A 13,860-nucleotide genomic window follows, 5' to 3' on the forward strand; every position below is an offset into this window, starting at 1 on the left:
CCCCTGTCAGTACCGGCCGAGCATCACGGCGCCAGCGACGAGGCCGACGCCGCCACGGTGCGATCACGGTGCACACGGAAATCGTAACGGCAGTCTTCACGCATGGAGGCCAGGACGGTCCGCAACGGCGCCGTCTCCCGGCCCAGGGCAACGATCTGACGACCGGTGAGGGCAACGCCCGCATCCACGGGCCCCTCGTAGTCGTGCAGGACGAGGCCGACGTAGGCCACACCGGACTCCAGGAGCGCCACGAGGAAGCCTTCCCAGCGGGCCAGGTCCGTGTCGGCCTGCGCCGTCGACGTGGCGGTGTGGCGCGCTCGGGCCTTCTCACGCTGGGCCAGCGAGCGCGCGATCCTGGCGCTGCTCCAGCCCTTGGCGGCCAGTCTTCGGGCCGCGTCGTCGTGCGGGCGCTCGGCCTGTCGGGACGCCCGCACCTGGTGCCCCAGCGCGGTGTCGCAGTCGCAGGGTCCTGCCGTGGTCAGCACGTACTGTTCGCCCGGCGCGAGGTAGGCGCCGAGCCCGGGGCCCGCGAGCGGCGTCAGCTGACGCCTGTACTGCGCGGCGATGGGAGCGAGCGAGGCCAGGGAGACCTTGGGCGGGAGGATCGCCGTGACGTAATGGCACATGCGGACGCCGTGGGACGGTGAGTTGCGCGGGGCGCCGACGGGGCGCGGCGCCCCGAGCCGGGGCGACGGAAAGGTATCAGCGCCACGGCGCGAGCCGGTGCTGGTGAAACGCGGCTTCGCGGGACGCCTCGACAGGGATTGCGCCGCCGCGCCGGTCCTGTATTCTTCCAGCGCCGCGTGTGTGACCCGCGGCCGCACGAGACGCGCCACCCGTGTAACACGGTGTTTCAGCGCTGGCCAAGAGCTTCAGAATGTCCGAGCCTGTACGTGCGGCATGACAGTGCAGTCGCGTGGAGCGCCCCACTCTTCGTCCACGCCAAGAGCGGCCGGGTGGTGAATTGCTGCTCACGGAGGAGTTCTCTCCACCCCACGGCGCACCACATCTCTCACCGAGTACGTCTATGTTCAATTCGCTTCGCGCGCGGCTCTCCCCGCGCCTGGCCCGCACGCTGCTGTTCGTCGGCGCTGCCGGACTGGCGCTGGGCACCGCCGCGTGTACCTCCGACGGGCCGACCAGCCTGCCCTCGCAAACGGCCAGCTTCAACAAGGCGGCGGGTGGCAACGGTGGCCTGGCCACAGAAGTGACGGCGCTGGCGTGGACGAAGCCCGTCAAAGAACGAACGGCGTCGGCCGTGATTGGCAGGGCTGGCGGTGTGCTCCGCATTCCGAGCGGCGCGCGTCTGGTCGTACCCGCGGGTGCCGTCAGCGCCAACGTCACGTTCCGCGTCACGCAGGTTGCCGGTTCGATCGTGGCCTACGACTTCGAGCCGCACGGCATCACCTTCGCGGTGCCGCTGACGCTCGAGCAGCCGATCAACGGTACGAACTTCGCAGGCTTCACTAACCCGAAGGTTCAGGGCGCGTATTTCAAGGACGTGAAGCAGCTCAACGATGCCACTGGCAAGGCCATTGTCGACGAGTTCCGACCGACCCTGCTCTCGATCGACAAGAAGTGGATCCGGTTCTCGGTCGATCACTTCTCCGGTTACATCGTGGCGATGGACTAAGCGGTGACCTTCGCCGGTCTTCCCTTTCTCCCAACACCCATGCGCCTTCGCACTTCGTCGTACCCCCGCTGCCGGTCCGCCCTTGGCGGATTGGCGCTGGTGGCCGCGACCACGATGGCGGCGCCGGAGTCGCTCCCGCTCGGACCTGATGTTGCGGCCGATGCCGGGCGCAAGGCTCCGGGACGGCTCGCCGGGTGGCGCCACGTTACCGGCCACGCCGTGCTCGCGGGATATACCGTGCTCGCCGATTAGGCGAGCACGTTCCTGACGGTGCCCGCTGCCGCACCGATGGCCGGCGAAACTCCTCGCCGTGCCGTCGGTGCGGTTGCCGTAGCTACGGGAACCGGTCGTGCAGGAACCGGTCGATCGGTAGCCGGTGGGGCGTGACGTCCCGCGGAACGTCGGCGTCTTACTGAGCAAAGATTCCGCGTCATCGTGCCAACACTCCCTGCCATGCTCTTACGCTCCGCACCCGCTCTGCTTGCTCTCCGGCCCGGTAACCGCCTTGCGCCGTGCGCGCTCGGCGCCGGGAGTGAGACGTCGTGAGCCGCCAGGCGGAGACGCGACGCCCGAAGCTGGCCCTGTTGGCCGACGCGCCCCTGGTGCCGGTCACCTCGAGCGAGGGCGAGCTCCTGCTCGAGGAAGGACAGGCTGCCGAACGACGCGGGCAGCGCGCGGAGGCCCGGGCCCTGTACGAACGGGCGCTCGCGTCGCTCCGCACCGAAGCCGACGGACGACGGGCCTCGATGATCCTCCGCTGGATCGCCCGCACGCATGTAGGCGACGCACAGATGGACGCGGCGCTCGAATGCCTGAACGCCGCGGTCACGATGGCCGAGGCCTGTGGCGACGAAAGCGCCGCCGGCAGTGCCATCAACATTCAGGCGGTCGTGCACTGGCAGCTGGGCGACCTCGATGAGGCCGAGCGCCTGTACCTCACCGCGCGGACGCGCGCGCTCCGGGCGGGCGATGCGAAGCTGGCCGCGATGACCGCGCAGAACCTCGGGGTCATCGCCAACGTGCGCGGTGATCTCGCAGAGGCTCGCCGGCACTACGAGGCGAGCCTCGAGGAGTATCGCGCGCTCGGATCGGCGAAGGACATGATCGGCGCCCTCAACAACCTGGGGCTGCTGCACACCCACGCGCAGGACTGGGCGGCGGCGGAGTATGCCTTCGGGGAGGCGGTCCGGATCAGCGACGTCCAGCATGACACGAGCGCGCGCATGCTGCTCGATGTGAACCTCGCGGAGATGTGGGTGGCGCGGCAGGACTTCGGGCGCGCTCACGCCGCCGTCCAGCACGCCATGGACCTCGCCGTTCACTCCGGCGACGGCAGCTCCATGGGACAGGTGAGCAAGCTCCTGGGGGTCATCGCGCGCGAAACGGGGGACCCGACGGACGCCGAGGAGCACTTCCGTCGCGCCGAGGAGATCGCGGAGACGCGTCAGGACGTACTGTTGCAGGCCGAGGTGGCCCGTGAGGCCGGTGAGCTCGCCCGGCGCAAAGGGCAGAACAAGGACGTCCTCCGGCACCTGAATCGGGCCCATCGCCTGTTCGGGCAGCTGCGCGCCCGCCGGGACCTGGCCGACATTGACCGACGCAATAGCCAGCTCGAGGCCGAGTTCCTGCAGGTGGCGCGGCGCTGGGGTGAATCGATCGAAGCCAAGGACCGCTACACGCAGGGCCATTGCCTGCGCGTGGCCGACCTGGCCTGCGCGATGGCCGCGGATCTGGGGATGGCGAATCAGGACCTCTTCTGGTTCCGCATCGGCGCGCTGCTGCATGACGTGGGCAAGCTTGTCATTCCCGAAGAGGTGCTGAACAAGGCGGGGAAGCTGACCGACGCCGAGTGGGCGCTCATGCGGAGCCATACCACGGCGGGGGTGGAGATCCTCGCCGGCGTGGAGTTCCCGTGGGACGTGCTGCCCATCATTCGCTCGCATCATGAGAAGTGGGACGGTACCGGCTACCCCGATCAGCTCCGGGGCGAGGCGATTCCGCTCGTTGCCCGCATCCTGTGCGTGGCCGATGTCTACGATGCGCTGACCAGCACACGCAGCTACAAGCGGGCGTTCACGCACGAGGAGGCGGTCGACATCATGCGGCGCGATGTCGGCACAATGTTCGACCCGGCCGTCTTCACGTCGTTCGAACGGGTGGTCTCAACGCGGGCGGCCCGTGCGGAGCCTGAGGTCGCGGCCCCGGTGTCCCACGAGCCCCCGCCGACACCGGCGCTGGTCGCGGAGCTCGACGATCTGACGGGGCTGCCGCTGCGTCGGGCCTTTCGCGAGGCGGCCGAGCGGGTGCTGGACGCGCGTCGGACCACCGAACGCCCGGTGTCGCTGCTGGTCATGGACATCGATCACTTCAAGCTGGTGAATGATGCCTTCGGGCACCTGCAGGGGGACGATACGCTCCGGATGGTCGCGGCGCTGCTGCAGCAGGTCGCGCGCGCCAGCGACTTCATCGCCCGGTATGCGGGTGACGAGCTGGTGGCGCTCCTGCCGGGGAGCACCCTCGAGGAGGCAGTCGCCGTGGCGGAGCGGCTGCGGGCGGTCGTGGCGGGCGCGTCCTGCGCCCGACGCGATGGGTCGCCGGATCCGGTGCGGGTGACGCTGTCGATCGGCGTCGCCTCGGCCCCGGCCCATGGGCAATCGCTCGACCAATTGTTCGCCGCCGCCGACGGGGCGCTGTACAGCGCGAAGCGCCGCGGTCGCAATGCGGTCGCCGTCGCCAGCTCCGTGACTGCCGCGCGTGATGCCGTGCTACTCCTCGACGGCTTCGTTGGCCGCCACGCGGAGCGGCAGCGGCTGCGCCGCTTGCTCGACGCGGCCGCCAGCGGCGCGCCGCAGGTGGTCGCGGTCGTGGGCGAAGCGGGGATTGGCAAGTCAACGCTGTTGCGCCAGCTCGGTCCGGAGATCAGCGTGCGCGCCGGGGCACTGCTGGTGGGACGCTGCCTCGAGGCCGATGTGCGGCCCCCCTACGGACCGTGGGCCGACGTGATCGGGGCCATCCACGCCCTCGGCATCGTGCCGACGCGCGCGTGGCGCGAGCTCGGTCGGCTGGTGCCGGCGCTGGGCGCGGCGACCGATCGGTCGGAGACCGGCGCGGCACCACCAGCAGCCCGCTATACGCTCATGCACGAGATCGAGGAGTATCTCACCGCGGCGGCCGCCGAGCGGCCGTTGGTGATCGTGCTCGACGATATGCACTGGGGCGACCGCGAAACATGGGACGTGCTCGAGCTGCTGGTGCCACGCCTGTCCGGTCAACGCCTGCTGGTCTGCCTCGCCCTGCGCCGCGAGGATATCCCGGCGGACATCACGCAACGGCGGGCCCGCCTGTCGCGGCACGAGTGCGTCAGCGAACTGACGCTGGGTCGCCTGTCGCGCGAGGAACTCGAGCACTGGTTGCGCACCGCCCTCGGCGGTCGCCCGCTCGATTCGGCACTGATCGACTATGTGGCGGAACACACCGAGGGGAACCCGCTGTTTGCCGTGCAGGCGCTGCAGATGCTGCTCGAGGAGGGCGGGCTGTCATTCGACGATGGGGGATGGCGGTATCACCCCCACCCGGACCGACCGATGCCGACTGCCGTGCGCGAGTTGCTCACCCGGCGGCTTGCGCGATTGTCCGATGCCGCGCGGGAGGTGCTCACTGCCGCCGCGATTGTCGGCAGCCGGTTCGACGCCGACCTACTGCTCGCGGCCACCACGCGCGACGAGGAGGCGGTCATCGATGCCCTCGACGAAGGTGTGCGTACGCAAGTGCTCACGTCGTGCGCCCCATACGGCCTCACCACGTACGAGTTCACGCACGGGCTGCTGGCGGACGTGCTCCGCCGTTCAGGGAATCCGCTGCGCATGCGGCGCATCCACGAGCGCGTGGCGCGGCTGCTCGCCTCCCGCCCGGCGTCGGCCCCCGCCGACATCGCCGCCCACTTCGACAAGGCGGGGTGTGGCCCCGAGGCGCTCAGTCATGCCCTGCGCGCTGCCGATCGGGCCATGGCGGTGTATGCCTTCGATGCCGCGGCGACCTGCCTGACGCTGGCTGCACGGCACACGGTGACCCCCGTGGAGTGCGCCGAAGTGGCCTGGCGCCAGGCGACGCTCGAGGAAACCGTGGGACGCTACGAGGACGCTGAGCGACGCTGCGGGTCGCTGCTCACCGACCACGAAGGGGGCGCGGCAGAGATCGGCGTCGCCCGAAAGGCCCGCCGCATGGTGCAGCGCCTGCGCCTGCTGCGTGGTGCCTCGGCGGCCGACGTGTGTGCCAGCTGCGAGCAGCTGTACGACGCGGCGCTCGCCGCGGAGGATCACGCGGAGGCGGTCACGCTGCTGATGATGCTGTCGCAGGTACACAGCCGGTTGGGAAACGATGCCGAAGCCAAGCGCACGGCGGACGCGGCGGTGACCGTAGCCCGCACGTTGGGCGACACCGCCCTGCTGGCGGACGCCATCATGCGCCAGGGCTCTGCCGTGCTGACCACGGCCCCGGCCGATACCGTGCGCCACTATCGCCAGGCACTCGACCTGTTCCGGCAGCGTCAGGACCGGCGCGGTCAGTTGCGCGGCCAGATCAACATCGGCGTGGCCTGTGACCGGGCCGGAAATCACCCGGCCGCCGAGCTGGCCTACGCCAGCGCGCTCGAGATCGGCACCGAGGTGAAGGCCGCCGACCTCACGGCGCTGGCGTCCATGAACCTCGGCGTGCTCCTCATGAAGCTGGGGCGCTTTGAGGAGGCGAGCCACCGTTTCGAGCAGACGTTACGGAGCATGAGCGCCGCGCATCACGAACCACACCGGCTGGGTGCGCTGTACAATCTCGCGCACCTGGCGCGCGAGCGCGGCGACGCAGCCGGCGCCACCGAGCTGTACAGCGCGGCGATCCAGCTGGCGCGCCAGCTCGGGCAGCTCGACATTCACGCGGGGGCGACCTGCGGCATCGGGCTCGCCGAGCTGACCCTCGGGCACGTTGCCTCGGCCCGTGCACAGCTGCAGGCCGCGCAGGCGATTCTCGATGGGCGTGAGCAGTGGTTCCAGGGACGCGAACTGTTCGTGGCCCTCGCGGTACGGCTGCAGCTCGCGGCGGGGGCAGCCGACGACGCGGTGCAGGTGCTCTGCGACGCGCTGGCAGTCGCCGATCGATTCGATTCGTATGCCGCCGTCTGGCTCGCCGCTGAGTGCGCCACGGCTATGCACACCGTCGGTACGCCCCCGGACCGGTGGCAGGAGGTTGTCGCCCGGTACACCGTGAACGCGAGGGCGCTGGGATATGCGCCGCTCCTGGACCGACTGGTGGGGACCCAGTCGGCACAACGGGGGCCCGAGGGAGGTCTGGCGGACAGCGGATCCTCGTCGGGGCGCTTCGCGGCGTAGCCCCAGGGCGGCACCGCGCCCCGGCACCGCGCCCCGGCACCGCGCCTACCGTGCGGTCAGCCGGTCGGCTAGGCGGGCCACCCCGAGCACGGTGAACACCAGCAGGAGCGCCGGCGCCGTCGCAACCCACCACGCGCTCCCCAGGTAGGCCACGCCGTCCTGCAGGATGGTGCCCCAGCTGGGCGTAGGCGGACGGACCCCGAGCCCGAGGAAGGAGACGCCCGCCTCCACCGCCAGCAGGTCAGCGAGCAGCGTGGCGCTGGCGGCGGCCACGACCTGGGTGAGATGCGGGGCCACGTGACGAACCAGCAGACGTTGCGGTGGCACGCCGAGTGCCTCGGCGGCGCGCACGAATTCGCGGGCGCGCACCGTGCGCGCTTCGGTGTAGATCACCTGCGCGAGCGCCGTCCAGCTACCGGCACCAAGGAGAAGCGCCAGCATTGGTACCGACGGATGCGGGACCACCAGCATGATGGCCAGCAGCACCAGTTTCCGTGGTATGGCCCGCAGCGCATCGGCCACGTCCATCAACACCCCACCAACGACAGGCCCGCTCGCGGCGGCGATCCCTCCCCAAACCATCGCCAGGAGCGCGGCGACTACTGTGGCCAACCCGCTCACCGCGAGCGACACGCGGCCCCCGTACAGCAGGCGGCTCAGCAGGTCGCGCGAGTAGGGATCGGTGCCCAGCAGATGCACGGGACTGGGCGGGGCATTCTTGAGCGCCACGATGTCCAGCTGCTGCGTGGGGTCGTAGGGGGCGATCCACGGGGCGGCGAGGGCAGACAGGACGATCAGCAACAGCAGCGCCGTCGACAGCGGCAGGCGCGGAGCCCGCCATCGCGGGCGCGCCAGCGGCGCTGCGTACCGGGCACGCAGTACGACGCTCATGATCGGCGTACGTCGGCGGCGGTACGCAGCCGCGGATCGAGCCGCGACGCCAGCAGCTCGGTGAGCAGCGATCCCGCCGCCACGGCGGCCGACACGAGAATGACGATACCGGCCACCAGCGGCGCGTCGCGCAGCGTCACGGCCCGCACCAGCAGTGACCCCATGCCGGGCCACGAGAAGAGTGTTTCCACGACGATGGTGCCCCCGGCCACGACCGGGAGCATCGTCCCCAGCAGCGCCACGCTCCCCGCCATCGAGGGGCGCAGCACATGCTGCAGCAGCAGCCGCAACGGGGTAACGCCTCGCGCCTGCGCCGCCTGCACGTGGGGCTCACCCGCCGTGGCGCGCACCGCCTGGCGCTGCTGCCGCACGATCACGGCGCTCCACGACAGCGCCAGCGCGCTGGCCGGCAGCACCACATGCCAGCCCCGATCGCGCCAGCGGGCCATCGCGGAGCCGGTGAGCGCCACCAGCGGATCGTCGAGTCCACCGGCGGGAAAGAGGCCAGCATGCAAGGCGAAGACGGCCAGCAGCGCGGTGCCAAGCACGACCTCGGGCACGGCATAGCCGGCGGTGAGCGCCGTGGCGGCCAGACGGACCCCTCGGCTCTCCGGGCGCCAGCCGTGCAGCGTACCGACGCTTACCCCGAGGAGGGCCGCAAGAAGCAGGGCGGTGCCGGAGAGCAGGACCGTCGCCGGCAGCGCGTCGCCCATGACGTCGATGACCGGTCGGCCTTCACTGCTGGAGACGCCCAGCCGGCCACGCAGCACGTCGCCGACATACCGGGCGAGCTGCACCGGCAGCGGCTGCTGCAGCCCCAGCTGCTGAGCGAGCACCGCCCGCTCGCTCGCCGTGCGCCCGCGCCCCTCCACCGATCCGGTCGTGGCATCCCCCGGGGCCAGACGCAGCAGCGCGAAGCTGGCCGTCGTCGCCAGCAGGACGACCAGCACTGATCGGCTCAGCCGCCGAATGATCGACACGCGCATGGACGAAAGTCTCGGCCGGATGCGGCCGATACTTCATCGAGGAGCGTGTGTCCGCACGCCCCGCGCCTGGCCATCATCGTTCCCGATTCACCGACCTTGCCATGAAGATGTCCGTTCGCACGCGCCTCGTTCACGCGGTCCCCGCGCCCAGCGCGCTCCTGCTCGGCCTCCTGCTCGCCGCCGCGTGCGGTGAACCGGCCGCGGACGACGCGACCGCGGATCTGGCCAGCACGGCCGGCGTCGTGATCGCCACGGCCGCCGATGCCGATGCCCTGGTGCCGCCGCTCGTCGCCACGACGGCGGGCAAGCAGGTCGTCGATCTGCTCTTCGATCATCTCGCCGAGCCGACGTCAACCCGCGTCCGGACCGATGGCGACGCCGGCTTCGCGCCGCGCCTCGCCCACCGTTGGCTGTGGTCGACCGACTCGCTGTCGATTGCCTTCGAGATCGATTCGGCGGCGCGCTGGCACGACGGGCGCCCGGTGACCGCGGCCGATGTGCAGTTCTCGTTCGCGCTCTACACCGATCCAGCCGTGGGGTCGATGCATGCGCGCGGCTTCGACGGCATCGATTCCGTGACCGTGCGGGACGCCCGCACCGCGGTGGCGTGGTGGCACCGGCGGCACCCCGAGCAGTTCTTTCAGCTCGTCTACAATCTCGCCATCATGCCGAAGCACCTGCTCGACACCGTGCCGCGCGACGGCCTGCTGGCGTCGGCGTACGCGAGCGCCCCGGTGGGGAGCGGGCGCTACCGATTCGGCACGTGGGAGCGCAAGCAGCGGCTGGTGCTGGTGGCCGACAGCGTCAACTATCGCGGGCGCCCGCGCTTCGATCGGGTGATCTGGTCGGTGGCGCCCGATCCCAACACGGCCACGATGGCGGTCATCACCGGTCAGGCCGATGTACTGGAGGTGTTGCGCGGTGATGCGGTCGGCAAGGTGGCGGCGACGCCGACGCTCAAGGCCGTCGAATACGGGAGCCTCGATTACGGCTATCTCGCGCTCAATCACCGGACGCCGCGTGGGCGGTCGTCGCTGTTCGCCGATCGGGCGTTGCGGCTCGCGTTGACGCAAGCCATCGATCGTGGCGCCGTGGTGCGGAATGCGCTGGATTCGCTGGGGCGGGTAGCGCTGGGGCCCTTCACGCGCGCCGATGTCACGGTCGACACGACGGCGCCCGGCATCGCCTTCGATTCCGTGGCCGCAGGCCGGGCCCTCGACTCGCTCGGGTGGCGTCGGGTGGCTGGGAATCCGGTGCGGATGAAGAACGGCCGCCCGCTGCGCTTCGCCATTCTGGTGCCCGCCTCGAGCGGCACCCGCAAGAAGCTGGCGGTGCTGCTCCAGGGCCAGCTCGCCGCGGCCGGCGTGGGCGTGGAGATCGAGCCGGTGGACGCGGGCGTGTTCGCCAGCCGGCTGCAGCAGGGCGACTTCGAGGCCGCGCTCAACGTGTGGCGGAACGATCCCAGCCCCTCGGCGCTGCGGCAGGCCTGGGGCGCGCCCAAGGGGGATGATGTCGGGGCCAACTTCGGGCGGTATGCGAGCGCGGCGTTCGACGCCACGATCGACAGCGCGATCGCGACCTTCGAGCCGGCCGCGCGCACGGCGCTGTTTCGACGCGCCCACGCCCTCCTCGTGGCCGATGCGCCAGCGATCTGGCTTTACGAGCCGCGCAACCTGGCCGCCGTGCACGCCCGGCTGGTGCCGGTGGGAGTGCGCCCCGATGCCTGGCTGGCGCAGCTCGGTGACTGGCGAGCCGATGGAACGCGGACAACGGCGCTGCGGTAGCGGGGGCGTTGGCGGGGGCACGATGTCACCCGGGCGGCGCCTATCGCCAACATCAGGCGTTCACGTGCGGCGGCAAGGACGTCTCGTGGGCGGCCTTGGCGCGGCGCCGGGCCCGGTGGAGCAGCACGGCCTGCGCGCCGGACAGGAGCGCCGTGTCGGCAAGCAGGGCGAGCGATGCCGGCGCGCGGAACGCTGCGTGTCCGGCGAGGAGATAGGCGGCGTGGAACGTCACGGCGAACAGCCCGGCAGCGACCAGCCCCCACGAGTAGGCGACGGCCGAGGGCCGACGCGCCACGACCGCGCCGTAGCCCGCCAGCACCAGCAGGACGAGGGGGATGTTCAGCACGAGGTAGAGGGCGAGGCCACCGGGCAAATGGAAGAGCTGCCATTCCTGCCAGTAGGCCGCGTCCATCTGGTGGACGATCAGCACCACGGCATTCGCCAGGTAGAGCCGCTCGAGTGTCGGCGTCAGTCGCACATGCGCCTCCTGTGGGCACGGTTCCGGAGACCCGCTCACGCCGAGCGCCCCCCCTGCGCTTCAACATACTGCGCGCCCCCTGTCCAGCGGGCCAGTTGGCCTGGCCTGGTCTTGCCTCCGTGACCCGCGCCCGCCCGACGCTCTATGCCGGCCTCGCGCTCGCGCTGGCCTACGACGCCCAGCGGGTCATTCGGATGGCGCCCGAGGCCGCCGGGCTGTTCGGTGGCATCACGCTGGCGTTTCATGAGCTGGGGCATGTGCTCTGGAGTCCGCTCGGCGAGTGGTGTGCCGTCGCTGGTGGGAGCCTCACGCAGCTGCTGGTGCCGATCGCCGCGGGGCTGCTGCTCCGCCGGCAGGGGGATGCGCTGGGGGCCATCATGCCCCTGTTCTGGCTGGCGTCGAGTCTGGGCAACCTTGCCGCCTACATCGGCGATGCCCGCACGCTCGACCTGCCGCTCGTGTCGATCGGGGATGGCGAGGAGATCATCCACGACTGGAACTACCTGTTGGCGCACGCGGGGGTCCTGGCCCGGGAAGCGCAACTGGCCGCGTGGTGCCGGATGACGGCCTGGCTCGTGCTGGGTGCTGCGGTGGTGCTGTTCGCGCGACAGTGGCGGCAGGAGACGCGGCGCCGGTAGGAAGTCGAGCCCTCCGCCGGGTATCACGGCGTGGTCGATGCCGGGTACTCGAACAGGCGCTTCGAGTCGACGATTGCACCGAGGTCTCGCAGCTCCTTCCCATCGATACGTACCGGGACATGGGCGCGACGAATCCGCTCGAACGCGTCGGCGATCCCGTCGTAGCCCTTGTCGTTCATGTAGGTCACCGAGACGAGGACGTTCCAGGCGCCCTCGTCGGTGCCGGTGTCCATGACGGTGAAGGCGCTGAGCAGCCCCTGTTCCCTGGCGATCCGGTCCATGGCGAACCAGTTCCGGATGATGAACGTCTTCAGCTGCTCCCGCTGCCCTGTCTTCGCTTTCAGGAAGGTCAGCTCAACGGCCCGCCGCTCGACCGGCGGTGCGGCCAGGGCGAGGGTGGCCACGAGCGCCAGGAGCACGATGCCCAGACCCCAGGTGACCATGCTGAAGCGGGGAGTGGCGGCCATGACGAGTTGTCGCTTCATCGTGATGGTGTACGGGAAGCGTGTATGGGGGACGTGGTGGTCCATGGGTGAACATCGCTCGTACCCGCCGGATGCACCGGGGTGCCCGCCTCGTCGGCCAGCCGCGCCATGGTCAGGCGGGTCCGGTCTCCACTTGTGGTGCGACTGACGCCAGCGGCACGAAGTCCGCCTTCTCGCGCACCCCGCAGTCGGGACAGGGCCAATCGGCGGGCAGGGCGGCCCACGGCGTACCGACCGGGTACCCTTCGCGCGGGGCACCGCGCCGTGGGGCGTACACATAGCCGCATCCCGGGCAGCCGTATGCGTCCGTGTGCGGCGGCGTGTGCGCTGACGTGTGTGACGAAGTGTGCGGCGTCATGTGCTCCGCGCTGCCGGCAGCTCGTGCCCCGAGGTCGCGCAGTGACGGCGCCGTGCCGGACGAGGACGGGTAGCGCGCCAGCAGTCGCGCCCGGGCGTGTGGCGCAAGGTTGGCGAGACGTACGTCACCGCCATAGTGCGCGAGTACCCGCGGATCGACGACGCGAAACCACAGCGGCGGGATCAGGGCCAGCAGGATCATGCCGGCGTAGCCGGCGGGGAGCACCGGCGCCTCCGCGTGATCGCGCAGCGCCTGATAGCGCCGGGTGGGGTGGGCATGGTGGTCGCTGTGCCGCTGCAGGTGATACAGCAGCAGGTTGGTCGTGAGGTGATTGGCATTCCACGAGTGACGCGGGGCCACCTGCTCGTACCGCTCGCGTCCCGGGGCCCCGACGCGCTGGCGCAGCAGGCCATAGTGTTCGAGATAGTTCACCGCTTCGAGCAGGGTGAACCCGATCACGCCCTGCAGCAGGAGGTACGGCAGCACCCCGACGCCCAGCCAGAGGACCATGGCCGTCCAGAGCGCGGCGGACATCAGCCACGCGTGCAGCACGTGGTTCCCCGGCCGAAACGGGTGCTGGCCCAGGCGCGCATGGCGTCGCGCTTCGAGCTGCCACGCACTGCGCAGTGATCCGACCACGGTGCGTGGCCAGAACCGGTAGAACGACTCCCCCAGCCGGCTGCTGGCCGGGTCGTCCGGCGTGGCGACGCGCACGTGATGGCCGCGGTTGTGCTCGATGTAGAAGTGGCCGTACCAGCACTGGGCGAGAGCGATCTTGGACAGCCAGCGCTCCACACCTTCCTTTTTGTGGCCGAGTTCGTGGGCGGTGTTGATGCCGAGGCCGCCGATGCAACCCACCGTGACGGAGAGGCCGAGGCATTCGGCGACCGAGAGGTCACCGCTGGCGATGGCGCGGAAGGCAACGACGAAGCCGGCGTACTGCAACGGCAGAAAGAGATACGTGACCCACCGGTAGTAGCGGTCTCCCTCGAGCGCGGCCGTCATCTCTGCCGGCGGGTTGGCCCGGTCGAGGCCCACGACGAGGTCGACCAGCGGGACCACGCCAAGCACGACCAGCGGGCCAAGCCAGAGCCAGAGGCTCGCACCGGTGACCGCGTGGAGCCCCAAGGCCAGAAACGGCAGGAGCGGCATGGCCAGCGCCATGGCCCAGAGATACCGCTTGTGATCGGTCCAGACGATCGGCGTCATGATCAACAGCTTATCGTCCC

Annotated in this window: 11 protein-coding genes; 5 read left to right on the forward strand and 6 right to left on the reverse strand. The window is 70.6% G+C overall.

The window, feature by feature from the left end; all coding sequences use genetic code 11:
• Positions 1–23: 23 nt before the first annotated feature.
• The gene (locus O9271_RS11910; RefSeq protein ID WP_298269877.1) at positions 24–626 is read right to left on the reverse strand and encodes a hypothetical protein; all 603 of its coding nucleotides are present in this window, start codon (positions 624–626) and stop codon (positions 24–26) included.
• 338 nt (positions 627–964) lie between these two features.
• Here O9271_RS11910 and O9271_RS11915 point away from each other — a divergent pair, with 338 nt between their 5' ends.
• The 3 genes from O9271_RS11915 to O9271_RS11925 all read left to right on the forward strand — a co-directional run bounded on the left by O9271_RS11915 (position 965) and on the right by O9271_RS11925 (position 7,011).
• Positions 965–1,633 (forward strand): hypothetical protein, encoded by a 669-nt coding sequence (locus O9271_RS11915; RefSeq protein WP_298269880.1) that lies wholly within the window; start codon positions 965–967, stop codon positions 1,631–1,633.
• Between the two features lie 39 nt (positions 1,634–1,672).
• Positions 1,673–1,885: a hypothetical protein gene (locus O9271_RS11920; RefSeq protein WP_298269882.1), complete on the forward strand. Its 213-nt coding sequence runs from the start codon at positions 1,673–1,675 to the stop codon at positions 1,883–1,885.
• 290 nt (positions 1,886–2,175) lie between these two features.
• Positions 2,176–7,011, forward strand: coding sequence for a diguanylate cyclase (locus tag O9271_RS11925; RefSeq protein ID WP_298269885.1), 4,836 nt, complete (start codon positions 2,176–2,178; stop codon positions 7,009–7,011).
• A gap of 45 nt (positions 7,012–7,056) precedes the next feature.
• Here O9271_RS11925 and O9271_RS11930 read toward each other — a convergent pair whose 3' ends face one another.
• The gene (locus O9271_RS11930) at positions 7,057–7,902 is read right to left on the reverse strand and encodes an ABC transporter permease (RefSeq protein WP_298269888.1); all 846 of its coding nucleotides are present in this window, start codon (positions 7,900–7,902) and stop codon (positions 7,057–7,059) included.
• A complete protein-coding gene (locus O9271_RS11935; protein WP_298269891.1) occupies positions 7,899–8,888 on the reverse strand; it encodes an ABC transporter permease in 990 nt (329 codons plus the stop codon). Before O9271_RS11935 ends, O9271_RS11930 begins: the two co-directional genes overlap by 4 nt.
• Positions 8,889–8,989: 101 nt before the next feature.
• Between O9271_RS11935 and O9271_RS11940 the strand changes: the two genes are divergently transcribed.
• Positions 8,990–10,672, forward strand: coding sequence for a peptide ABC transporter substrate-binding protein (locus O9271_RS11940; protein WP_298269893.1), 1,683 nt, complete (start codon positions 8,990–8,992; stop codon positions 10,670–10,672).
• A gap of 52 nt (positions 10,673–10,724) precedes the next feature.
• Here the strand turns inward: O9271_RS11940 and O9271_RS11945 are convergent, their stop codons facing one another.
• A complete protein-coding gene (locus tag O9271_RS11945; RefSeq protein WP_298269896.1) occupies positions 10,725–11,150 on the reverse strand; it encodes a DUF6713 family protein in 426 nt (141 codons plus the stop codon).
• A gap of 119 nt (positions 11,151–11,269) precedes the next feature.
• Between O9271_RS11945 and O9271_RS11950 the strand changes: the two genes are divergently transcribed.
• Positions 11,270–11,788 (forward strand): hypothetical protein, encoded by a 519-nt coding sequence (locus O9271_RS11950; RefSeq protein ID WP_298269899.1) that lies wholly within the window; start codon positions 11,270–11,272, stop codon positions 11,786–11,788.
• Positions 11,789–11,811: 23 nt separating this feature from the next.
• On the opposite strand, the gene O9271_RS11955 is transcribed toward O9271_RS11950, so the two are convergent.
• Positions 11,812–12,318: a hypothetical protein gene (locus tag O9271_RS11955; protein ID WP_298269900.1), complete on the reverse strand. Its 507-nt coding sequence runs from the start codon at positions 12,316–12,318 to the stop codon at positions 11,812–11,814.
• A 67-nt stretch (positions 12,319–12,385) separates the two neighbouring features.
• On the reverse strand, positions 12,386–13,840 hold the full coding sequence (locus tag O9271_RS11960; RefSeq protein ID WP_298269903.1) for a fatty acid desaturase: 1,455 nt from the start codon (positions 13,838–13,840) through the stop codon (positions 12,386–12,388).
• Between the last annotated feature and the right edge of the window lie 20 nt (positions 13,841–13,860).

This window comes from Gemmatimonas sp. (genome assembly GCF_027531815.1).
Classification (GTDB): domain Bacteria; phylum Gemmatimonadota; class Gemmatimonadetes; order Gemmatimonadales; family Gemmatimonadaceae; genus Gemmatimonas.

Bases quoted from the DNA above. Each gene is read 5' to 3' on its own strand.
- O9271_RS11910 (WP_298269877.1), bottom strand. From the start codon at position 626: ATGTGCCATTACGTCACGGCGATCCTCCCGCCCAAGGTCTCCCTGGCC.
- O9271_RS11920 (WP_298269882.1), top strand. From the start codon at position 1,673: ATGCGCCTTCGCACTTCGTCGTACCCCCGCTGCCGGTCCGCCCTTGGC.
- O9271_RS11930 (WP_298269888.1), bottom strand. From the start codon at position 7,902: ATGAGCGTCGTACTGCGTGCCCGGTACGCAGCGCCGCTGGCGCGCCCG.
- O9271_RS11935 (WP_298269891.1), bottom strand. From the start codon at position 8,888: ATGCGCGTGTCGATCATTCGGCGGCTGAGCCGATCAGTGCTGGTCGTC.
- O9271_RS11940 (WP_298269893.1), top strand. From the start codon at position 8,990: ATGAAGATGTCCGTTCGCACGCGCCTCGTTCACGCGGTCCCCGCGCCC.
- O9271_RS11955 (WP_298269900.1), bottom strand. From the start codon at position 12,318: ATGGACCACCACGTCCCCCATACACGCTTCCCGTACACCATCACGATG.
- O9271_RS11960 (WP_298269903.1), bottom strand. From the start codon at position 13,840: ATGACGCCGATCGTCTGGACCGATCACAAGCGGTATCTCTGGGCCATG.